The sequence below is a fragment of the Bradyrhizobium sp. Ken51 genome (assembly GCF_055807435.1).
On sequence record NZ_JBVVPB010000003.1, the window covers coordinates 266,762 to 287,500 of the forward strand.

Here is a 20,739-nt window from a genome sequence, read left to right on the forward strand (position 1 = left end):
CAGCGCCGTCTCGAACCACGAGGCCCCAGTCGGGCCTGCATCCTTCGAGACGCCGCGTTCCGCGGCTCCTCAGGATGAGGATCATCAACCTCTTCCCTTCGTAGGGATCTTGTTGAACGGCACGTCCTTGTCCACCCGGATGTCGCCGGGCAGGCCCAACACCCGCTCGGCGATGATGTTGCGCATGATCTCGTCGGTGCCGCCTTCGACGCGGGTACCCGGCGCCCGCAGCAGCATCGCCTGGAAGCGGCCGGCGAGTTCGGAATCTTCAGGACCGCTGATCACACCTGCGGCGCCTTGCAGATCCAGCGCATAGGTCGCGACATCCTGGATCATGGAGCCCGCCACCAGCTTGCCGATGGAATTTTCCGGTCCCGGGCGCTCGCCCTTCGACAGTGCCGAGATCGCGCGCATGCTGGTGTATTTCAGCCCGCTCGCCTTCACCGCCCAGTTGGCAAGCTTCGAGCGCACTGCGCGGTCCTCGATTGCCGGGCCGTCGTCCAGCATCAGGCTCGAACAATAGTCGAACAGCTCGGGGAAGCCGGTCGAGACGGCCGCGCCGATCGCGCTGCGCTCGTTCATCAGCGTCGTCAGCGAGACGTTCCAGCCGTCACCGACCTCGCCGAGGCGCTGATGATCGGGAATGCGGACGTTGGTGAAATAGACCTCATTGAAGTCCGACGCACCGCTCGCCTGCTTGATCGGCCGCACCTCGACGCCAGGGCTCTTCATGTCCAGGAAGAACATGGTGAGGCCCTTGTGCTTGGGCACGGTCGGATCGGAGCGGGTCAAGAGGATGCCGTAATCGGAATAGTGCGCGCCCGACGTCCAGATCTTCTGGCCGTTGATCACCCAGTCATCGCCATCCTTCTCGGCGCGCGTGCGCAGGCCCGCGACGTCGGAGCCGCCGGCGGGCTCGGAGAACAGCTGGCACCAGACCTTTTCGCCGGAGGCGAGTGGCGGCAGATAGGCGCGCTTATGCTCCTCGCGCGCGAACGCCATCATGGTCGGCCCGCACATGCCGTGGCCGATGATGAACATGCGGGATAGCTGTCCAAACGGCCCCTCTTCCTGCTGCCAGATCACACGCTCGATCGGCGACGAACCGCGGCCGCCATACTCCTTCGGCCAGTGCAGACAGGCCCACCCCGCATCTGCCTTCTTCTTCTGCCAGGCCTTTGCCACTTCCAGAATATTGGCGTTCTTCAACTGCGTGCGGCCGAGCGAGGACTTGCGAAGCTCTTCCTCATACTGCTTCGGTGCATTGGCCGCGATCCAGGCGCGAGCAGTGGCGCGAAATTCAGCTTCCTGCGGGGTATCGTCGAAGTTCATGACGTTGCCTTTGCCTACGCCGCGTTCTTCTTGCGCATGCGGTCGATCAACTGGTCTTCCCAATAGGACAGGCTGCCGAGCCCGAGCGCCATGGCGTTGGCGCGGCGGTAGTACATGTGACAGTCGAACTCCCAGGTGAATCCCATGCCGCCGTGGACCTGGATGTTGTTCTTGGCGCAGTGCTGGAACGCCTGCGTCGCGCTGATGCGGGCCGCGGCAGCGGCTTCCGGCAGCTCCGCGGCGTTGGTCGAGAGCGCCCAGGCGCCGTAATAGCTATTGGAGCGCGCCAGCGTCGCCGACACATACATGTCCGCCAGCATGTGCTTGACGGCCTGGAACGAACCGATCTGTCGGCCGAAGGCGATGCGGTCGAGCGCGTAGTCGCGGCCCATCTCCAGCGCACGGTCGGAGCCGCCGACCTGCTCGAACGCGCAGAGCACCGCGGCGCGGTCGAGCACTTGAGTCAAGATGCTCCAGCCTTCGCCGGCCGCGCCCAGCGGCTCGGCCTTGCAATCCCTGAAAGTGATCTCGGCCTGCCCGCGGGTCGGATCGAGATTGGTCAGGCTTTTCACCTCGACGCCGCCGTCCTTGAGATCGACAACGAACAAGGAGATATCGCCGTCGCGTCCGCTCGATCCCGTCCGTGCCGCGACCACCGCGAAGTCGGCGATCGCGCCATCCGCGACCGGCTTCTTGACGCCATTGAGTACGCCATTCGCAGCCGTGAGCTTGACGTTCTTCGGTGACGGATTGCCTTTTCCCTCGAACAGCGCCAGCGTGCCGATCGCCTCGCCCGAGGCAATCGCCGGCAACCATTTCTTCTTCTGCGCGTCACTGCCTGCAATCAGCAGCGCTTCGGCAGCGAGATACACCGTGGAGGAAAACGGTACCGGTGCGTTCGCCCGGCCCATCTCTTCAGCGATCACGCAAAGTTCGAGATGACCGGCGCCCGCGCCACCAAAATCCTCGGGAATGGCGACACCGAGAAAACCCATCTCGGCGAGGCCCTTCCAGAGCTCCTTGTCGTAGGGCGCCTTGCCGTCGAGGACTGCGCGCACCGCCTTGGGCGGGCACTTCTCGGTGAGGAATTTGCGCGCCTGATCGCGGAGCTGCTTCTGGTCGTCGGAAAAATCGAAATTCATGGCGCGTATCCGTGTTGATGATGTCGATTACTTGAGAATGATGACGTCCCGCTCAGGCTTGTCGGCATAAAGCCGCTCGACCAGCGGGGCACGGCGCTCGAGGCCGGCGCGCTGGTTGATGTAGCCCTTGTCAGTGAGCTCGTTACCGTCGATCGAGGGCGGCTCGGCCATCAGCATGGCGCGCGCGATGATGCGGCTGCTGGCGCCTTCGCACTCCTTGTTGTGAGCCTCCAGTCCGCGCCTGAAGCAAGCGATCACCTCGGGATGCTTCACTGCATCATCGAAGCTGAGATCGGGGTTGCCGACGAGTTGGCGGCAGGCATGCAGGTTCGGCCAGGCCAGCAGGCCGATGAAGGCGCGATCCTGCCCCGCGACCAGCGCATCATGCACGACGGGCGTCGCGGCCGCGATGGCATCGGTGCGCAGCGAGCCGACATGGACGAAGGTGCCGGTGGTCAGCTTGAAATCTTCCACCACGCGCCCGGCAAAGATGATGCCTTTCACCGGATCGGTGTCGTCGACGAAGATTCCGGCGTCACCGATGCAATAAAAACCTTCCTCGTCGAACATCTTCTTCGTCAGATCAGGCTGGCCGAAATATCCCGGCGTGACGTTGACGCCGCGCAGACGCAACTCGTATTTCGCTCCGCACGGCACCATCTTCAACTCGACGCCGGGGAACGGCAGGCCGATCAGGCCGACGCGCTCGGTGTCCCAATAGGTGCCGGTCGAGGTCGGCGCGGTCTCGGTCGAGCCCCAGCCGGTGTAGAACACGATGCGCTCGCCGGTGGTCTTCACGGCGAGAGCCTGCATGCGGTCGTAGAGATCATCCGGCAGCCGCGCGCCGCCATAGGCCATGATCGAGAGGTTCTTGAAGAAGGAACGGCACAGCGCGTCGTCCTTCTCCATGGCGGCGGCGAGCGCGGCATAGCCGGCGGGCACGTTGGCGTAGTAAGTCGGCGAGATCTCGCGCAGATTGCGCAGCGTCTCATCGAATTGGCCCGGCATCGGCCGGCCGTCATCGATATAGAGTGTGCCGCCATCGACCAGGATCGGGTGGAACGCCGCGTTGCCGCCCATGGTGTGGTTCCAGGGCATCCAATCCAGCATGGTCGAGATCGGATCGCTGGGATCGCGCGGCCGCACCTGCATCATCATCGCCGCATTGGCGCACATCATCGCTTGCGTGTTGATGACGGCCTTGGGCATGCCGGTCGAGCCTGACGTGAACAGCAGCTTGCCGACGGTCTCAGGCGTGATCTTCGCGATCGACGATTCGACATCGGCAGTCACGGCCGTCGCCGCGAGCTCGGCAAAGCTGACGCTCGCGATACCCCCGCATGGCCGCAAGACGTGAACGACGGTGACGCCTGTGAGATCGAGCGCTTTCAGCGCCTTCTCGAAGGTCGGGCCGTCCTGCACCATCACCACGCCCGGCTTAATCAGGTCGAACAGATATTTCAGCTTGACGTGATCATGGCTCATCAAGGAGTAGGCCGGCGAGACAGGCGCGGCCGGGACGCGCACCTGCATCGCCGCCTGCGTCATCAGCGCGTGCTCGATCGAATTGCCGGAGAGGATCGTGACCGGGCGGCCGTCGAGCGCGAGATTGAGCAGGCCTTGCGTCAACGCATCCACGGTGCGCTTGGCCTCCCCATAGGACACCTTACGCCATTCGCGGTTAGGGCCGCCGCGCTGGGCAAGCCAGATCCGCTCGGGCGCTTCCTTCGCCCATTTTGCCAGCGAAGCCGGGATATGCTTCTCGTAGGTCTGCAGCGGGATGCGCGACTTCAGCACCACCGTGCCGTCGTCGCGGCGCTCGACATCGATGTCGCGCGCAAGCCACTCGACCTTGCGAAAGGCGGGCTTCGTCATCACCGCCGCCGCGCTTCCACTCATTTTGCGTCTCCCGGAATTTCTCGTCCTTTGCGGATCTTCATTGTCAGCGCCTGATATAGACAGGCTTTCGCTTCTCAAGGAAGGCCCTGATGCCTTCCGAAAATTCCTCGGAGCGGCTGCACAGGACCTGGTTGCGATCCTCCATCGCGATCACGGCTTCCAGCGATCCGGCATCGACGCTCATGTTGAGACATTCCTTGGACAGGCGCAGACCCACGGGCGACGCCGTGATGAGCGCGTCGACATAGGGTTCGGCGGCGGCGTCGAGCTTGTCTTCGTCAACGACCTCGGAGACCAGCCCGACCGCGAGTGCGCGTTCGGCGCCGATGAAGCGTCCTGTGAGGATCAGCTCCGAGGCCACGGAGACACCGACCAGGCGTGGCAGGAAATAGCTGGTGCCGATGTCGCAGCCGCCAAGGCCGAGCTTGATGAAGGCGCAGTTCATCCGCGCCGATCTCGTCGCGATGCGGATGTCGGAGGCGAGCGCAAGTGCAAAGCCGCCGCCGGCGGCCGCGCCCTGTACCAGCGCGAGGATCGGCTGCGGACAGCGCCGCATCAGCATCACGATATCGGCGATGCGCCGCTGTGAGTCGAGCGACTCGGTCACATCAGGCGACTCCTGCTGCCCGGCACGGCGCGCCATCGCAGCCTTGAGATCGAGGCCCGCACAGAAATTCTTGCCGGCGCCCTTCAGCACCACAACGCGCGTATCGCGGTTGCGCTGGAGGCCCTGGAAATAGGCGTTGAGCGCGTCGATCAGCGCAGGATCGAGTGCGTTGAGGTGTTCGGGACGATTGAGCGTCACGGTGTCGACGCCGTCGTTGTGCTCGATCAGCAGCGGTTGGGACATGAGGCGCCTCGTGCTTGCCGCCGTTCGCGGTGCCGATTGCTGCGCCCTCTCCCCTTGTGGGAGAGGGCATGTACGCTGCGAACCCGGAATTCGCTTGGGTGAGGGGTCTGTCTCCGCGGATAGAGACCCCTCATCCGGCGCGCTACGCGCGCCACCTTCTCCCACAAGGGGAGAAGGAAAAAGAGTCCTACCGCGGCGCCATGCGGATCGCGCCGTCGAGGCGAATGGTCTCGCCATTGAGCATCGGGTTCTCGACGATGTGCACGGCCAGCGAGCCGTATTCGTTGGCGTCGCCGAGACGCGCGGGATGCGGCACCTGGGCCCCTAAGCTCTTGCGGGCCTCTTCGTTCAAGCCCATCAGCAGCGGCGTCAGGAACAGGCCGGGGGCGATGGTGTTGACGCGGATCTTCTGGCTCGCGAGGTCGCGCGCGGCAGGCAGCGTGAGACCGACGACGCCACCCTTCGACGCCGCATAAGCGATCTGCCCGATCTGGCCTTCGTAAGCCGCCACCGAAGCGGTGTTGACAATGACGCCGCGCTCTTCACCGACCGGCTCGATCGTGACGAGGCGCTCGGCGAACAGACGCAGGCAGTTGAAGGTGCCGATCAAATTGACGTTGATGATGCGCGCGAACTTTTCCAGCGGGTAGACGCCGTCGCGGCCGACGATGCGCTGCGAACCGCCGATGCCGGCGCAGTTCATCAGCACGCGCGCGACGCCGTGCGCGGCTTCCGCCTTGGCGATCGCCGCCTTGATCTGCTCCTCGCTGGTGACGTCGGCGTGAAGCGCGATGCCCTTCACTTCGGCGGCAACCTTCTCGGCGTTTTCCTTGCTCTGGTCGATCACGCCGATCCTGGCGCCCTTGGCGGCCATGGCGCGGGCGGTCGCGGCGCCAAGGCCCGACCCGCCGCCGGTGATGAGAACGGCTACGTCTTTCAACTGCATCGCTTGTACCTTTCCTTGGGCGTTTCTTCTCTAGACTTCTGCGTTCTGGCCGGAACATCCGGCCGCGGCAGCTTCCTCGATATTCGTGAGGATGCCGCCGCAGATCAGCGTTTCCATGTGCTTGATGTATTGCCGGCAGACGTCGTCGGTGACCGGGCCGACGCCGGTCGCGCGTGACATCGCGTGCCGGCCGAAGAACAAATGATCGCAGGCGCCGATCAGGCTGGTGTAGAACAGCACCGGATCAGTGGCGCGGAATTCGCCCTGACTGACGCCTTCGGCGAGCAGGCGGCGATGGAAATCCAGCAGCGGTGCGACGAAGAATTTCGAGACTTCGTCCGCGGAGCCCGCGACGCTCTCGTGCAGCAGATAGTGGATCAGCCGGTTCATATACGGAAACCGGTGATAAGCGCGGATGATCCCGCCGATATGCAGCTTCAACTTGGCGGTCGGCGTGATCGGTTGGGCCAGCAGGTATTCGAGATTGGACAATTCCGTCCCCGCGTCGCGCTCGAGCAGCGCCAACAGCAGGCCGTCCTTGTTGCCGAAGTGATATTTGACCAGCGCGGCGTTGGCGCCGGATTTCTGGGCGATGTCGCTCAGCGAAATCTCGATCGAGGAGCGTTCGATCATCAGCTCGCTCGCAGCCACGAGCAATTTCTCTGCCGTGGAATTCTTTCCGCTGGGGAGCCTGTTCGGTACGCTGGTAGTCACGGAGATCCCTGATTTTGGCGCGAGAGCGGCCGCAGATAAGCCCAAGCAGCGCCTCCCCACAAGAGTTAATTGATCGATTGACTAACCAACCACTCACCCCTTAAATCCGCCCCGACAACCAACCGTTCAAAATAATTCAGGGAGAAACCGACATGGCCGAGGCTTACATCGTCGCCGCTGCGCGTACCGCCGGTGGGCGCAAGGGGGGTCGCCTCGCCGGATGGCATCCGGCAGATCTCGCCGCGAAGGTCCTGAACGAGCTGGTCGATCGCACCAAAGTCGATCCCGCGCTGGTCGAGGATGTGATCATGGGTTGCGTCATGCAGGTCGGCGAGCAGTCCAACAACGTCGCGCGCAACGCGATCATGGCTTCGAAGCTGCCGGAGAGCGTGCCGGGCACCTCGATCGACCGCCAGTGCGGCTCCTCGCAGCAGGCGCTGCACTTCGCAGCCCAGGCCGTGATGTCCGGCGCGATGGACGTGGTGATCGCCGCCGGCGTGGAATCGATGACGCGCGTGCCGATGGGCCTGTCGTCGCAGCTTCCCGCCAAGAACGGCTTTGGCAATTACAAGAGCCCGGGTATCGAGCAGCGTTATCCGAACATCGTGTTCAGCCAGTTCACCGGCGCCGAGATGATGGCCGAGAAGTACGGCCTCTCCAAGAACGAGCTCGACGAGTACTCCTACAACAGCCATCAGCGCGCGATCGCGGCGACGCAGGCCGGCCACTTCAAAAAGGAGATCGTGCCGCTCGAGATCACCCGCGCCGACGGCTCCAAGGACACCCACCACATCGACGAGGGTATCCGCTTCGACGCCACGCTCGACGGCATCAAGGGCGTCAAGCTGATCGCCGAGAACGGCAAGCTTTCCGCGGCCAGCGCCAGCCAGATCTGCGACGGCGCCTCCGGCGTGATGGTGGTGAACGAGCGTGGCCTCAAGCAGCTTGGCGTGAAGCCGCTGGCGCGCGTCCACCACATGACCATGATGGGGGGCGACCCCGTGATCATGCTCGATGCACCGCTGCACGCCACCAAGCGCGCACTGGAGAAGGCGGGCATGACGATCGACGACATCGACCTGTTCGAAGTCAACGAGGCCTTTGCCTCGGTGCCGACGGGGTGGCTGAAGACCACCGGCGCCGATCCGGAGCGTCTCAACGTCAATGGCGGCGCCATCGCGCTCGGCCATCCGCTCGGCGGCTCCGGCACCAAGCTGATGACGACGCTGGTGCATGCCCTGCATCAGCGCGGCAAGCGCTACGGCCTCCAGACCATGTGCGAAGGTGGTGGCATGGCCAACGTGACGATCGTGGAGCGGCTGTAAGCCGTTGCGTCGCTAATGGTGTCGTCCCGGCGAAGGCCGGGACCCATAACCACAGGCGCCTGTGGTTAAGCTGCGCAGGGGCGACATCGCGTTTCAACACTTGGGATCGGTGGCTATGGATCCCGGCCCCCCGTGCGCAATTGCGCACTAGGCCGGGATGACACCGTTTACGTTGCGAGATCTCGGCGATGACTCACCCCTCCATCCACGCCCGCGCCACACCCGACAAGATCGCCTATCAGATGGCCGGGACCGGCAAGGCGATCACCTATCGCGAGCTCGACGAGCTCTCGAACCAGGGCGCGCACCTTTTCCGCTCGCTCGGGCTGAAAGCCGGCGACCACATCGCTCTGCTGATGGAAAACCGCCTCGCCTTCATGGAGATTTGCTGGGCTGCGCAACGCAGCGGGCTCTATTACACCGCGATCAGCCGCTATCTGAAACAGGACGAGATCGACTACATTATCGCCGATTGCGGCGCCAAGGTCGTGATCACGACACCGAAATGCGCCGACCAGATCAAGGCCCTGATCAAGGGCGCACCCGGCGAGCCGGTCTTCTACATGATGGACGAGCCGCAAGCCGGCTTCCGCTCCTACGACAAGGAAGCCGCCGCGCAGCCGACAACGCCGATCGCCGACGAGGTCGCTGGCTATGACATGCTGTATTCGTCGGGCACCACCGGCCGGCCCAAGGGCATCAAGAAGGCGTTCGAGGGCAAGCCGATCGACGAGCCGAACGCGTTTCTGCGCGTGCTCTGCGCCAGCATGTGCGGCATGAACGCCGAGACTATCTATCTTTCACCGGCGCCGCTCTATCACGCCGCTCCCTTGCGCTTCAACATGATGGCGATCGTGCTCGGCGGCACCTCTATCATCATGGAGCACTTTGACGCCGAAGATTTCCTGAAGCTGGTCGAAAAATATAAGGTCACACAGTCACAGCTCGTGCCGACCATGTTCGTGCGCATGCTGAAGCTGCCGGACGAGGTCCGTAACTGCCACGACGTCTCGACGCTGAAGGGCGCGATCCACGCCGCCGCGCCCTGCCCGGTCGAAGTCAAGGCCAAGATGATCGAATGGTGGGGGCCGATCCTGATCGAGTATTACGCGGGCTCCGAAGGCAACGGCGTCACCGTCTGCAACTCGAAAGAATGGCTGGAGCACCGCGGCAGCGTCGGCCGCGCCGTGGTCGGCAAAATCAAGATTCTGGACGAGAACGACGAGGAGCAGCCGATAGGCGAGATTGGCACGGTCTATTTCGCCGATGCGCCGGTTTTCACCTATCACAACGATCCCGAGAAGACGAAGAAGGCCTACAACGCAAAAGGCTGGTCGACGCTCGGCGACGTCGGATATCTCGACAGTGACGGCTTTCTCTTTCTCACCGACCGCAAGTCCTACATGATCATCTCCGGCGGCGTGAACATCTACCCGCAGGAGACCGAGGACGTGCTCATCACCCACCCGGAGGTCGCCGACGTCGCCGTGTTCGGCGTGCCGAACGAGGAGATGGGCGAAGAGGTCAAGGCGGTGGTGCAGCCGCACGATCCCAAGCGCGCCGGCAGGGAGCTGGAGGCCGACCTGATCGCCTACTGCAAGAGCCGCCTCTCGACGATCAAATGCCCGCGCTCGATCGATTTCGAAGCCGAGTTGCCGCGCACGCCGACCGGCAAGCTGGTGAAGCGGCATCTGCGCGACAAATATTGGCCGAAGGCGGCAGCGAAAATCTAGCGCTTGCGCCTTGCTTCGTCATGCCCGGGCTCGTCCCGGGCATCCACGTTTTTGTGCTGATGTAAAGACGTGGATGGCCGGGACAAGCCCGGCCATGACAGTGCAATCTCAATCGAATAAGCTCGGCGTGTGGTTCACCAGCGCGCCTTCGATCTCCAACATCTTCAGCTTCGTCACCACGCCGCCATTCGCGGAGAAGCCGCCGGGCTTGTTGCCGGCCGCCAGCACGCGATGGCAGGGCACGACGATCGGGCACGGGTTGCGGCCGAGCGCCTGGCCGACGTCACGCGACAGCTCGACACCGCCGAGTTGCTTGGCGATGTCGCCATAGGTGACGGTCTTGCCCGGCGGAATGGTGCGGGCGATCGCGTAGACACCGCAGTTGAAGTCGGGCACGCCGTCGAGATCGAGCGGGATGTCGGTGAGGTCATCCGGCTCGCCCGCGAGCAGTTTTGTGATGCGGTCGATCGCCTGCTGCACTTCCGCGGTCGGCTCGGCTTCGCTGGCGTCGGCATGGCGCTGGCTGATGCGGGTGCGGATCTTCTGCTCACCGCCCATCGGCAGTTGCGTGCCGTTGATGCCGCGCGGACCCCAGGCAATGGCGCACAGGCCGATCTTGCTATCGAACAGGGCAAAATGCTGGTGGGTCATGGTTCGGTCCCTGGCTTGCGTTCCCTCGCATGCCCCCAATGTGAACTGAGCCCAAATCTAGGCTTGGAAATAGTTGCGATCCACCCGGTTTCCGGGAATCTTGCACAGGAGTTCCGCCTCTCCTTTTCGCGAGCCCAGAATGCAAAGCCTCCATGTCAACGGATACGACATGCCCTATCTCGACGTGGGCGAAGATCGAGGCCGGCCGCCGCTGGTCTGCGTGCATGGCTCGCTCAACGACTTCCGTGTCTGGGGCTGCGTGCTCGGGCCGCTGTCCCAGCGGCACCGGCTGATCTGCGTCAGCCTGCGGCATTTCTTCCCGGCGCAATGGGATGGCGTCGGCGACACCTATTCGATCGCCCAGCATGTCGACGACGTCATCGCCTTCATCGACCAGCTCGACCTCGGCCCGGTCGATTTGATGGGCCATTCCCGCGGCGGGCACATCTGCTTCCGCGTGGCGCAGCGGCGGCCGGAGCTGCTCCGGCGGCTGGTGCTGGCCGAGCCCGGCGGCGAGCTCGATGCGAGCCTCGACCCCGATTATGCCGGCGGCCCCTCGCCGCTGCTGGCGCGGTTCACGGCCTCGGCCGAGAAGATCGCGGCCGGCGACATCGACAGCGGCCTTGCGGTCTTCGTCGACACGCTTGAAGGCGCCGGCACCTGGCCGCGGCTGCCGGCGCTGGTGAAGCAGAATTTGCGCGACAACGCCTTCACGCTGATCGGCCAGGTCCGCGACGACCGCCCGCCATTCTCGAAGGCGGACGCGGAGTCCATCAAGATGCCGACGCTGTTCATCCTCGGTGCACGCACCAAGGGCCTGCTGCCGAAAGTGCTGCATGCGCTCGCGGCGCATGTGCCGTATTCCAGGACGACCGTCATCCCGAACGCAACGCACCCGATGTTCGAGCAGGCGCCGCAGAAATACTCCGCAGTGGTGCTGGATTTTCTGGCGGGCTGATCATGCAGACATTTCGCGTCAACGGTTACGACATGGCCTATCTCGAGGTGGGACGAGGCCCGCCGCTGGTCTGCGTGCACGGCACGCTCGGCGATTTCCGCACCTGGTATTCAGTGCTCGGCCCGTTGTCGAAATCGCATCGCGTGATCTCGGTCAGCCTGCGGCATTTCTTTCCCGAGCACTGGGATGCCGTCGGCGACGACTACAAGATGGCCCAGCACGTCGCCGACGTGATCGCCTTCATCGAGCAGGTCGAACCGGCGCCGGTCGATTTGATGGGCCACTCGCGCGGCGGCCACATCGCGTTTCGCGTAGCCCAGGCGCGGCCGGATCTGTTGCGCAAGCTGGTGCTGGCCGAGCCCGGCGGCGATCTCGATGCCAGCCTGCCGGTGCCTGCAGGCACGCCCGTGCATCCACCGCTGGCGGCGCGCACGGCGCGCTCGGTCGAGATGATCCGCGCCGGCGACATCGAGGGCGCGTTGCAGAACTTCTACGAAGGCATCGAAGGCGACGGTTCGTGGCGGCGCGTGCCGGCGGCGGCGAAGCAGCAATTGCGCGACAACGCGATCACCTTCCTCGGCCAGATCAACGAGCAGCGCAGGCCCTACACGCTCGCGGATGCGCACGCGATCACGACCCCGACGCTGCTGATCGGCGGCGGCGCGACGACGGGGAGCCTGTCGGTGATGTGGCGCGTGCTGGCCGCGCACATCGCGGGCGCCAAGACGGCCGTGATCCCCAAGGCCGGGCACTGGATGTTCGAGCAGGCGCCGCTGGAGTTCGGCGAGGCGGTGGTTGCGTTCCTGGCGGAGTAGGCGCGCCTCACACCTCTTTCTTTTTCCCTCGAAAACAACCCCATGCACAGTAGCCGAGCCCAGCAATATCAATGGCTTGGCTGAGGACAAAAACGGGGTCGGACGCCCCGTTGGTCGCGCTTGACGCCTTTATCCTCTCAGCGTATCTTCGCATACGGCATTCCGTATTCAATGTCATGGCTCTCGGAGCTGCCGGCGTGATCCCTCTCGACCCGCTTCCGAACTTGATCGACCAGGTCTATGCGCGGATCCTGGAGGCGATCTCCGACCGCACGCTGCAGCCCGGCCAGCGCATCCGCCAGAACGAACTCGCCGACAAGCTCGGCGTGTCGCGCCAGCCGGTGTCGCATGCGCTGCACCTGTTGCACCGGCAGGGGCTCGTCGCCGAGAGCGGCCGGCGCGGCTTTGAAGTCACCCAGCTCGATCCCGCACGCATCCGCCAGCTCTACGAGGTGCGCGGCGCGATCGATGCGCTGGCGGCACGGCTCGCCGGCGAACGCGCCGGGACCGATGCGGCGGGCCGCGCGCGGCTGGAGACGGCGCTCGCCGCCGGGCGCGGGATCGGTGGCACGACCACGCTCGCCGAGCTGATCGCGCTCGACGTCGAATTTCATCGCGCGATCTATCGGCTCGCCGGCAATCCCGTGATCGAGGAGACGATTGCACCGCAATGGCCGCACATGCGCCGCTCGATGGCGACGGTGCTGTCCGAGCTCGATTATCGCGGCAGCGCCTGGGCCGAGCATGCCGACATTGCCGGACACATTCTCGCCGGCGATGCGAAGGCGGCCGAACGCGCGGCGCTTGCACATGCGCAGACGGCAGGACGGCTGACCGAAGAGAGATTGAGGGCGACGGAAGAGGCGGCGGCGTAGGTCACGATCTCCGTCGCCGTCATGGCCGGGCTTGACCCGGCCATCCACGACTTTGTTCGACGCTGGAAGAACGTGGATGCCCGGGACAAGCCTGGGCATGACGAGAGAGAAAAAACGACAAAACAGGAGGACGACCCATGAAACTGTCCCAGGAGCAATTGGAGTTCTTCCACCGCGAGGGCTGGCTGTTCCTGCCCGAATTGTTCAGCCAGGAGGAGGTCGATCTCCTCGCGCGCGAGGCGGTTGCCATCTATGACGCGAACCGGCCGGAAGTCTGGCGCGAGAAGAGCGGCGCGCCGCGCACCGCCTTTGCCGCGCATCTCTACAACGAGGCGTTCGGCATCCTGGGTGCGCATCCGCGCATGATCGACCCGGTCGAGCAATTGTTCGGCGAGCAGGTCTACATGCACCAGTTCAAGATCAACGCAAAATCCGCCTTCACCGGCGACGTCTGGCAATGGCATCAGGATTACGGCACCTGGAAGCGCGACGACGGCATGCCCGAGCCGCGCGCGATGAACATCGCGATCTTCCTCGACGAGGTGATGCCGATCAACGGCCCGCTGATGCTGGTGCCGCAGAGCCAGAACGCCGGCGACCTCAAGGCCTCGCACGACCTTGCGACGACCTCCTATCCGCTGTGGACGCTGGACGAAGAGACCGTGACGCGGCTGGTCAAGCAGGGCGGCATCGTGGCCCCGACGGGAAAGCCAGGCGGCATGCTGATGTTCCACGGTAACCTCGTGCATGGCTCTAGCGGAAACATCACGCCCTATCCGCGCAAGATCGTGTACCTGACGCTGAACGCGGTCTCGAACTACATCCGCACCCCGACGCGGCCGGAGTACATTGCGCATCGCGATTTCGCGCCGATCAAGACGGTGGAGGACGACGCGCTGGTGCGGCTCGCCCGTGCGCCGCGGCAGGCGGCGGAGTAAGCGTAGTCGTGCAAGCATCTCAGGCGTCATGCCCGGGCTTGTCCCGGGCATCCACGTCTTGACACGATCGCCAGCAGTAAGACGTGGATGGCCGGGCCAAGCCCGGCCATGACGAACTGATAGAGACACGCGCCTCACGAATTTCTGTATCACCGGACCATCCCCATGAACCTCTTCCGCCTCCTCCAGGCCCGCGCTGCCGCCGGCAAGCCCGTCCGTGTCGCGCTGATCGGCGCCGGAAAATTCGGTTCGATGTTTCTGGCGCAGGTGCCACACACGCCGGGGCTGGAGGTGCCCATCATTGTCGATATCGATCGCGACCGCGCGCGCGAGGCCTGCCGAACGGTCGGATGGGACAAGGACCGCATCGCCGCCACCGTTTTCACCGATGACGGCGCGCGCGCCATTGCCGGTGGCGCGATGGACGTGGTGGTGGAGGCGACCGGCAATCCGGCCGTCGGCATCAGGCACGCGCGCGCGGCAATCGCGGCGGGCAAGCATATCGTCATGGTCAATGTCGAGGCCGACGTGCTGGCGGGTCCGCTGCTCGCCGAGGAAGCCCGCGAGGCCGGCGTGGTCTATTCGCTCGCCTATGGCGACCAGCCGGCGCTGACCGCGGAGATGGTGGATTGGGCCCGCGCCACCGGCTTTCACGTCGTCGCCGCCGGCAAGGGGACAAAGTATCTGCCGGCCTATCACGACGTGACGCCGGATGGTGTCTGGCAGCATTACGGGCTGACCGCGGGCGAGGCGCAATCGGCCGGGATGAATCCGCAGATGTTCAACTCCTTCCTCGACGGCACCAAATCGGCGATCGAGATGGCCGCGATTGCGAACGCCTGCGGACTGGACGTGCCTGCGGAGGGTCTGCTGTTTCCGCCCTGCGGCGTCGACGACCTGCCGCATATCATGCGGCCGCGCAGCAAGGGCGGCGTGCTGGAGCGATCGGGCGTCGTGGAGGTGGTCTCCTCGCTCGAGCGCGACGGAAGGCCGGTGTTTCGCGATCTGCGCTGGGGCGTGTACGTCGTGCTGGAGGCGCCGAACGACTACGCCGCCGACTGCTTCAGGCAATACGGCCTGAAGACCGACGGCAGCGGACGGTACGCGGCAATGTACAAGCCCTATCATCTGATCGGCCTCGAGCTGAACATCTCGGTGCTCTCGGCCGCGCTACGCGGCGAGCCGACCGGGCAGCCCCATGGCTTCCGCGGCGACGTCGCCTCCGTGGCCAAACGCAATCTGCGCGCCGGCGAGATGCTGGATGGCGAAGGCGGCTACACGGTGTGGGGCAAGCTGGTGCCGGCCGCCGCGAGCCTCAAGGCCGGCGCGCTGCCGATCGGGCTGGCGCATCGGCTGAAGCTGAAGCACGACGTGGCCCATGGCGAGGTCGTGCGCTGGAGCGATGTCGAGTTTGACGCAGGCAACGAGACGGTCAAGACGCGGAAGGCCATGGAAGCGGCTTTCGCAAGCGCAGAGTAGGCCGAGCATTCATAAATAGAGATTCATTGGTGCGGCCTGAGCGATCTCCGCTGGCCGACGCTTTTTGGACTCAAGCTGAACATCGACTCAGGTCAGCTATGAGCCAACACGCGACTTTGTGCGGAGTCGGTTTACCCGAGGTTAGGGCTTAGTACTGCACAACTGAGACGTGCCGAACCGGAGCGATAAACGTTCGTCCATGCGAACGCCGCCCCGGATTGTGTTTTTACACGAGAAGGCTGGTATGAAGCTCTTGTCTGTCGTGTTCCTTGCTGGCCTGAGCGGGACGGCACTAGCTCAACAAGAAGCTGTTGAGGTCGGCAAAGCGATGACTGAGCTGCTCAAGCCTTACAGGGAATGCCTTAAAGCCAAAGTCGCTAAGGCAACGTCCAAGGAGCAAGCTCAGCTTACCGTTCAGGAAGCGTGCGCAGATTTGCGCCTCAACCTGAATCCTATCCCCCATCTTACAACGCTGACCAAGCCGCCGATGGTGCATTGAAGATGACGCAAGTAGGAGCCTATTATGACTACACTGGCGAGGTTCGCGCCTTTCACCAAGGGCTAAAAGATCAAGCTAACGAACGCAAAACGCGTCCTTGACAAGTCAGTTGCAATACCAAGGTCAGCTTCGGGTCACTTGCAGTCGTAGCCCGAGCGCCGTGGGGGGCAGCTTCTAGAATCGAGGGTACAAAAAGGCCGGCGACATGCCCTTTATCCTGTTGGACATAGATGCGTGGGGCGCATTTTGGCTATTGTTATACGCTGAGGCCGCCAGCCTTAAGGCCAGAACGCACGATCTGTGGTTCTGGGTCATAGCGGTGTTCATTGCCTATTTGGGCTTCGAATACGCCCGGGCTCACTTTCGGCAACGCGGTCGGGCAAGTGACCGAGATTGAGTTTTCAAAGCTCGAATGCGCGAGATCAACTAGCGTTCTTTGAAGATAAACGCGCAAGGCTAGATGTGTGACACCGGCCGACGTCAGCTGTGGGTCAAAAGCGGTCCTCCACCGGCTGCGCGCGGCAGGTCAGCTATGGGCCATAACCGGACATGCCGCCTTTGCTCGCGTCATCACTTATGCCTTGCGCGCGAGGAATGATGACGCCTCATCGAGCACCGCCGCTCGGCGCGTCTGACGTCGGGGATCGACGCTCGTTTGACATCGCTGCTGGCTTCCGCGGCTGTTGATATGGCCGCAACTCGCCCGCCTCTGCGAACACGAAATTAAAGCACTGATCATCGATGGTCAGGCGGCTTTTGGACGGCTCGTGCACTAGGGTGCTTTTCATTTCCCAATGCACGTCTGAGGGTCGAATGCCGGGGCCAAACACGATGAAGTTGCTAAATTGAGACGCCCAATTCAGGCGGTTGCGATCGTTCGTAGGAAGAACTGATTGGGTACAAGTCTTGGTGATGATATCGTCGCCCCAACCCTCTTGCAGCACCACGATATCATTGCCCCACCCCAGATGCAGAACATGGTCACCACTGCCCGGGTTGACGATGTCATCTCCCCAGGAGTCATCTAATACGTTGTTGGCCTTGCCGAGCACGAAGAACTGATTGCCGAAGGCGCATTTCAGATTACCGCCGTCGGCGTGGCCGGCGAAGTAAAAGCCCTTACAATCGCTACCGCTATCGACCGTGCCTACTGCAGCTTCCGGGTTGAATAAATAGCGGGGGCCTATCGGCGCCCTCGGATCGGGACCGCGCCCTCCATTTGGAAACAGCGTTGGAAGTTTGTGGTCCTTCATCAAATCGATCAGAATTTTCATGGTCGGCCGGAATTCGGCAGGCGCTCGATCCATCGCGGCCTCGTAACGCGCGATGGCTTCTGCCGGCGTGGCCGAGAGCAAGACGCGGACCTCAGCGGGATGCAGGATCGGTGCTGGATCGCGCATGTAGTGGATGCGAGAGGGCGGGATCGAAAAGTATGTACCAGCGTCATAGCTGCCCTGAAAACTCGTTTCGGCCAAACCAGACTCCTGCTGCGCCGCAGCTAGAAAGTCGCGGTAGTGACCGTCCATGTAGCGCACGTTTTCGCCAGCCCCCTCCCACTTATAAGCCGATACGGGACATGATGAGCGGTTGACGATATCTACATCAGCGGGCGCGCCGCTGACGCGCTGCTCGTCACGTCCGAAGAGGATGATTTTTTGCAACCTTGCACCCGACTGCAACTCGATGCGCCACAGACTGGGCTTGAAGGAACTAAGGGCAAGCACCACCGGCTCATCGGTTGGTCCGATAACGATGCGGCCGGAGCCGGAGTATGAACCGATGAGATGTAACTCGGCAGCTTGGCCTGTCGGTACTATCTCGTTGAAATAGCCCGCATCCCTGTTGTCTCGCAGCAGGGGAGTGATCGAGGTCGGCGGATGCGAGAGCGGCAGGCTAGTACAGCTGGGCTGCGCCTCCGCTATGAGTGGATTAGCTGCGCATATGCCAACAACAAACAACCAAAGCGGCAGGTATCGCATTCGCGGATGTCCTCGAAACTGGGTCTGAAGATCATCGGCTGAATATGGTTAGAAGCGGGCGGACTCGAAAAGGACCAAATGAACTAGCGTTAATGGGGAGTATCTGAATATCAACGCGATGTCCGCAACGGGTCAAAAGCCGCTATTGCACTTTGGACCGGATACGCCCCCTATGTGGCCAACAGCAGCCACGCTAAATCTCTTCGACACGGAGCGGCACAACTGTTTCCGCTGCATGATTTCTCCCGGGCCAATTTCCCCAAACGACTCTAGCGTCGAAATTCCTACCGTGGCAGCGAACGTTTATCACATCGCCCACAATAGGCGCGCGCCCCTCAAAATAGTTCTCATCGCGACCAAGCTCCTTCTCGGTCACAAGGTCTCCTGATTTCAGAATAATTCGTTTGACCCAGTACGGCACGCCGCAATCCTTTTCTCGGGCGGAGGCGATCGACGCAAACGGAAGAGCGGCCATATCGCGAGCGACGAAACAATCCACCAAAAGCCAAGGAGGCATAGCCCAAACCAAAGATGATGCGCACCTTGGCTGACCGACCCCAGAAAGCATCTTACGCCTGTCGGTGGACATAGCGCGTTTGAAACACGAACCAGCCAGGTTGCTGGCGTCCAAACGATCAAGAAAAAGGGCCGTATCACTTCATGACTTAAAGCACCTGCTGCTATCATGCCTGAGGCGCAGAGTAGTCCGACCAGCAAGTGCAAAATCAGTCGCATTCGTGTTGGCAACCTCGCTCTCGGTCTAAGGAGAATAGCAAGAACGAGACTATGTCCGCTACGATCAAAAGCTGCAATTGCGCTTTGTGCCGGACACGTCCGCCATGGGTCAGAACGGACATCGCGAGCGCGCCGTGATAGAGCCAATGCACGTTAGCCGCTACGAGAAAGAACATGCCACGCCCACTCACCCCCGCAGAGCGTGATCTGGTTATCTTTATTTTAGGTCAGCATTCATCCTTGCAAGACCATTTTGGCCTCGTCGAGGACATGAACGACGGTGGGATGGGTAGCCTTCTTTTTGTCGGTGCGGCAGACCGGCGTTTCGGCCGATGCATTGGCGAATGCGAACTCGACGATGCCGATGGAGTGCTAGTATCGGTCGCGTTGAACCTCGATCAGCGCGACGAGCTATTTGAGCTTGATCTCTGGAAAGTCGACTTTTCGCCGTTACAGAGGATCGCCGCCCTAAGTGATGTCCGACCCTCACGGTGGTTGCGACAGAAGCTCAGATAAGCCAGACTTGAAGCCGTTCGAACTGGCTCGGCCAGAGGACCGCTCCCGATCTGACAAACACCCCGGAATATCCGCTTTGGTTCTCCGTCAGGGCAGCAGCCGCTCTTGCTTCGCCTGCCTGAACCACTTCCGGAACATGTCCTCGGTGTCCATCATCTCGGTGAAGCCAGCGCGGTTGATCTTCACGGTCGAGACGATCGAGGGCGGACCGGATTCGGTCTGGCCGTAGCGCAGGCTGTAATCGGCGTATTGGAAGGAGAGGCCGACGAATTCGGCCAGCGCAGGCGATGCCAGGTCGTGCTTGCGCCGCAGCGCATCCCAGGGGCCGCTCCATAATGGAGACTCCCTGGCGAGCGACAGCGGGACCGGCTTGCCGGGCTTCATCCCCAGCGCATCGGCGACCGCAGGCCAGATGTTCTCCCAGGTGAAGACGTCGCCATTGGTCACGTTGAAGGCCTCGTTGCGCGCGGCCTGGGCCTCCCCCGACCAGGCGATCGCGCGGGCGAGGAGATCGACATCGACGGCCTGCGCGACGCGCGCGGCGCCGCCGGGAAAATCGAGCGGCCTACCCTGCTCCCGCAGCATCGCGGCGTAGACGCCGAGCGGTGGAATCAGGTCCATGGCGCCGCCCATGGCGAGGCCGACGATCAGCACCGGCCGCAGGATGCTCCAATGCCAAGCCTTGCCGGCTTGGAGGTCGCGCAAGAAGTTTTCCTGCGCCCAGTAGAAGTTGGGCTGCTCGTACATTTCGGAGCGGCCTTCGCGGGCCGGCACGGTCAAGGGGCGCACGTGGACACCGTAGGCCTTGGTGCCCTGCAGCAGAGCGACGTGCCTGAGGTCGGGCGCCACGGGCTCGAGCGCGCCCATCAGATTGCGCAGCATCAGGTCGTTGGTCTTGATCTGCTGCGGGTCACGCCAGCCGTCGACGAGCTGCGGCGCCTCGTAGAGCGCGGCGTAGATCAGATGCGTGGCGCCGCTCAATTCCGAGGCGGCACGCCGGCAATCCGCTGCGCTGGTCAGGTCGATCGGGACATGGCGAGCGCCGTAGAGATCGCGCGGCTTCCGCCGGGACAGGGCAATGACATCGCACCCGCCCGACTTGCCGAAGTGTCGCAACGCGGCATTGCCGACGAGACCGCTCGCTCCGGCAACCACGACCTTTTTGCCTGTCATTCGCAACCCTCCTGGTTTTTGCGTGAGTGAATAGCAGATCGTTGACAGGCACGACTTGCGTCACGCCGGCGTTCGCACCTGCGAGGCGCCCATGAGACTTGAGACGTGGGACTTGATTCCGGCGAAGCGCCCGGTCATCCTCGCCCGCGGAACCGCAACGATCGGAATTCCATCTACGAG

Annotated in this window: 18 protein-coding genes; 9 read left to right on the forward strand and 9 right to left on the reverse strand. The window is 63.1% G+C overall.

The window, feature by feature from the left end:
- Positions 1-84: 84 nt before the first annotated feature.
- The 6 genes from AC0L27_RS08270 to AC0L27_RS08295 form a co-directional block, all read right to left on the reverse strand.
- Positions 85-1,332: an acyl-CoA dehydrogenase gene (locus tag AC0L27_RS08270; RefSeq protein WP_354211670.1), complete on the reverse strand. Its 1,248-nt coding sequence runs from the start codon at positions 1,330-1,332 to the stop codon at positions 85-87.
- Between the two features lie 14 nt (positions 1,333-1,346).
- The gene (locus AC0L27_RS08275) at positions 1,347-2,474 is read right to left on the reverse strand and encodes an acyl-CoA dehydrogenase family protein (protein WP_354211668.1); all 1,128 of its coding nucleotides are present in this window, start codon (positions 2,472-2,474) and stop codon (positions 1,347-1,349) included.
- 27 nt (positions 2,475-2,501) lie between these two features.
- Positions 2,502-4,373 (reverse strand): AMP-binding protein, encoded by a 1,872-nt coding sequence (locus AC0L27_RS08280; RefSeq protein WP_473318588.1) that lies wholly within the window; start codon positions 4,371-4,373, stop codon positions 2,502-2,504.
- A gap of 43 nt (positions 4,374-4,416) precedes the next feature.
- On the reverse strand, positions 4,417-5,223 hold the full coding sequence (locus AC0L27_RS08285) for an enoyl-CoA hydratase/isomerase family protein (protein WP_354211664.1): 807 nt from the start codon (positions 5,221-5,223) through the stop codon (positions 4,417-4,419).
- A 187-nt stretch (positions 5,224-5,410) separates the two neighbouring features.
- Positions 5,411-6,169: an SDR family NAD(P)-dependent oxidoreductase gene (locus AC0L27_RS08290; RefSeq protein ID WP_007597254.1), complete on the reverse strand. Its 759-nt coding sequence runs from the start codon at positions 6,167-6,169 to the stop codon at positions 5,411-5,413.
- Between the two features lie 30 nt (positions 6,170-6,199).
- Entirely contained in the window at positions 6,200-6,928 is a 729-nt protein-coding gene (locus AC0L27_RS08295; protein ID WP_354218078.1) for a TetR family transcriptional regulator, read from the reverse strand.
- Between the two features lie 107 nt (positions 6,929-7,035).
- Here AC0L27_RS08295 and AC0L27_RS08300 point away from each other — a divergent pair, with 107 nt between their 5' ends.
- Positions 7,036-8,208 (forward strand): acetyl-CoA C-acetyltransferase, encoded by a 1,173-nt coding sequence (locus AC0L27_RS08300; RefSeq protein WP_354211662.1) that lies wholly within the window; start codon positions 7,036-7,038, stop codon positions 8,206-8,208.
- Between the two features lie 188 nt (positions 8,209-8,396).
- On the forward strand, positions 8,397-9,941 hold the full coding sequence (locus tag AC0L27_RS08305) for an acyl-CoA synthetase (RefSeq protein ID WP_354211660.1): 1,545 nt from the start codon (positions 8,397-8,399) through the stop codon (positions 9,939-9,941).
- Between the two features lie 108 nt (positions 9,942-10,049).
- On the opposite strand, the gene AC0L27_RS08310 is transcribed toward AC0L27_RS08305, so the two are convergent.
- Positions 10,050-10,592 (reverse strand): methylated-DNA--[protein]-cysteine S-methyltransferase, encoded by a 543-nt coding sequence (locus tag AC0L27_RS08310; RefSeq protein WP_354211658.1) that lies wholly within the window; start codon positions 10,590-10,592, stop codon positions 10,050-10,052.
- 139 nt (positions 10,593-10,731) lie between these two features.
- Between AC0L27_RS08310 and AC0L27_RS08315 the strand changes: the two genes are divergently transcribed.
- From AC0L27_RS08315 to AC0L27_RS08340, 6 genes are all read left to right on the forward strand, one after another.
- On the forward strand, positions 10,732-11,550 hold the full coding sequence (locus AC0L27_RS08315; RefSeq protein WP_354211656.1) for an alpha/beta fold hydrolase: 819 nt from the start codon (positions 10,732-10,734) through the stop codon (positions 11,548-11,550).
- Between the two features lie 2 nt (positions 11,551-11,552).
- A complete protein-coding gene (locus tag AC0L27_RS08320; protein ID WP_473318601.1) occupies positions 11,553-12,365 on the forward strand; it encodes an alpha/beta fold hydrolase in 813 nt (270 codons plus the stop codon).
- 197 nt (positions 12,366-12,562) lie between these two features.
- Positions 12,563-13,240, forward strand: a complete 678-nt coding sequence (locus AC0L27_RS08325) for a GntR family transcriptional regulator (protein ID WP_354211652.1) — start codon at positions 12,563-12,565, stop codon at positions 13,238-13,240.
- Positions 13,241-13,377: 137 nt separating this feature from the next.
- Complete coding sequence (locus tag AC0L27_RS08330; RefSeq protein ID WP_473318606.1) at positions 13,378-14,178, forward strand: phytanoyl-CoA dioxygenase family protein; 801 nt, start codon at positions 13,378-13,380, stop codon at positions 14,176-14,178.
- Between the two features lie 165 nt (positions 14,179-14,343).
- Positions 14,344-15,657 carry an NAD(P)H-dependent oxidoreductase gene (locus AC0L27_RS08335; protein ID WP_354211648.1) on the forward strand — a complete coding sequence of 438 codons (1,314 nt, stop codon included), beginning with the start codon at positions 14,344-14,346 and terminating at the stop codon, positions 15,655-15,657.
- A gap of 244 nt (positions 15,658-15,901) precedes the next feature.
- Positions 15,902-16,156 carry a hypothetical protein gene (locus AC0L27_RS08340; RefSeq protein ID WP_354211646.1) on the forward strand — a complete coding sequence of 85 codons (255 nt, stop codon included), beginning with the start codon at positions 15,902-15,904 and terminating at the stop codon, positions 16,154-16,156.
- Between the two features lie 605 nt (positions 16,157-16,761).
- Here the strand turns inward: AC0L27_RS08340 and AC0L27_RS08345 are convergent.
- A complete protein-coding gene (locus AC0L27_RS08345) occupies positions 16,762-18,135 on the reverse strand; it encodes a hypothetical protein (RefSeq protein ID WP_354260118.1) in 1,374 nt (457 codons plus the stop codon).
- A 909-nt stretch (positions 18,136-19,044) separates the two neighbouring features.
- Between AC0L27_RS08345 and AC0L27_RS08350 the strand changes: the two genes are divergently transcribed.
- Positions 19,045-19,386: a DUF6984 family protein gene (locus AC0L27_RS08350; protein ID WP_473318609.1), complete on the forward strand. Its 342-nt coding sequence runs from the start codon at positions 19,045-19,047 to the stop codon at positions 19,384-19,386.
- Positions 19,387-19,473: 87 nt separating this feature from the next.
- Here AC0L27_RS08350 and AC0L27_RS08355 read toward each other — a convergent pair whose 3' ends face one another.
- Positions 19,474-20,559 (reverse strand): SDR family oxidoreductase, encoded by a 1,086-nt coding sequence (locus tag AC0L27_RS08355; protein ID WP_354207912.1) that lies wholly within the window; start codon positions 20,557-20,559, stop codon positions 19,474-19,476.
- Positions 20,560-20,739 lie beyond the last annotated feature (180 nt).

What these genes read in the sequence shown, in the direction of transcription:
- AC0L27_RS08315 (WP_354211656.1), top strand. Translation starts at nt 10,732, where the DNA reads ATGCAAAGCCTCCATGTCAACGGATACGACATGCCCTATCTCGACGTG.
- AC0L27_RS08305 (WP_354211660.1), top strand. Translation starts at nt 8,397, where the DNA reads ATGACTCACCCCTCCATCCACGCCCGCGCCACACCCGACAAGATCGCC.
- AC0L27_RS08270 (WP_354211670.1), bottom strand. Translation starts at nt 1,332, where the DNA reads ATGAACTTCGACGATACCCCGCAGGAAGCTGAATTTCGCGCCACTGCT.
- AC0L27_RS08280 (WP_473318588.1), bottom strand. Translation starts at nt 4,373, where the DNA reads ATGAGTGGAAGCGCGGCGGCGGTGATGACGAAGCCCGCCTTTCGCAAG.
- AC0L27_RS08335 (WP_354211648.1), top strand. Translation starts at nt 14,344, where the DNA reads ATGAACCTCTTCCGCCTCCTCCAGGCCCGCGCTGCCGCCGGCAAGCCC.
- AC0L27_RS08345 (WP_354260118.1), bottom strand. Translation starts at nt 18,135, where the DNA reads ATGCGATACCTGCCGCTTTGGTTGTTTGTTGTTGGCATATGCGCAGCT.
- AC0L27_RS08290 (WP_007597254.1), bottom strand. Translation starts at nt 6,169, where the DNA reads ATGCAGTTGAAAGACGTAGCCGTTCTCATCACCGGCGGCGGGTCGGGC.
- AC0L27_RS08350 (WP_473318609.1), top strand. Translation starts at nt 19,045, where the DNA reads ATGCCACGCCCACTCACCCCCGCAGAGCGTGATCTGGTTATCTTTATT.
- AC0L27_RS08300 (WP_354211662.1), top strand. Translation starts at nt 7,036, where the DNA reads ATGGCCGAGGCTTACATCGTCGCCGCTGCGCGTACCGCCGGTGGGCGC.
- AC0L27_RS08330 (WP_473318606.1), top strand. Translation starts at nt 13,378, where the DNA reads ATGAAACTGTCCCAGGAGCAATTGGAGTTCTTCCACCGCGAGGGCTGG.
- AC0L27_RS08320 (WP_473318601.1), top strand. Translation starts at nt 11,553, where the DNA reads ATGCAGACATTTCGCGTCAACGGTTACGACATGGCCTATCTCGAGGTG.
- AC0L27_RS08340 (WP_354211646.1), top strand. Translation starts at nt 15,902, where the DNA reads ATGAAGCTCTTGTCTGTCGTGTTCCTTGCTGGCCTGAGCGGGACGGCA.
- AC0L27_RS08275 (WP_354211668.1), bottom strand. Translation starts at nt 2,474, where the DNA reads ATGAATTTCGATTTTTCCGACGACCAGAAGCAGCTCCGCGATCAGGCG.
- AC0L27_RS08310 (WP_354211658.1), bottom strand. Translation starts at nt 10,592, where the DNA reads ATGACCCACCAGCATTTTGCCCTGTTCGATAGCAAGATCGGCCTGTGC.
- AC0L27_RS08285 (WP_354211664.1), bottom strand. Translation starts at nt 5,223, where the DNA reads ATGTCCCAACCGCTGCTGATCGAGCACAACGACGGCGTCGACACCGTG.
- AC0L27_RS08355 (WP_354207912.1), bottom strand. Translation starts at nt 20,559, where the DNA reads ATGACAGGCAAAAAGGTCGTGGTTGCCGGAGCGAGCGGTCTCGTCGGC.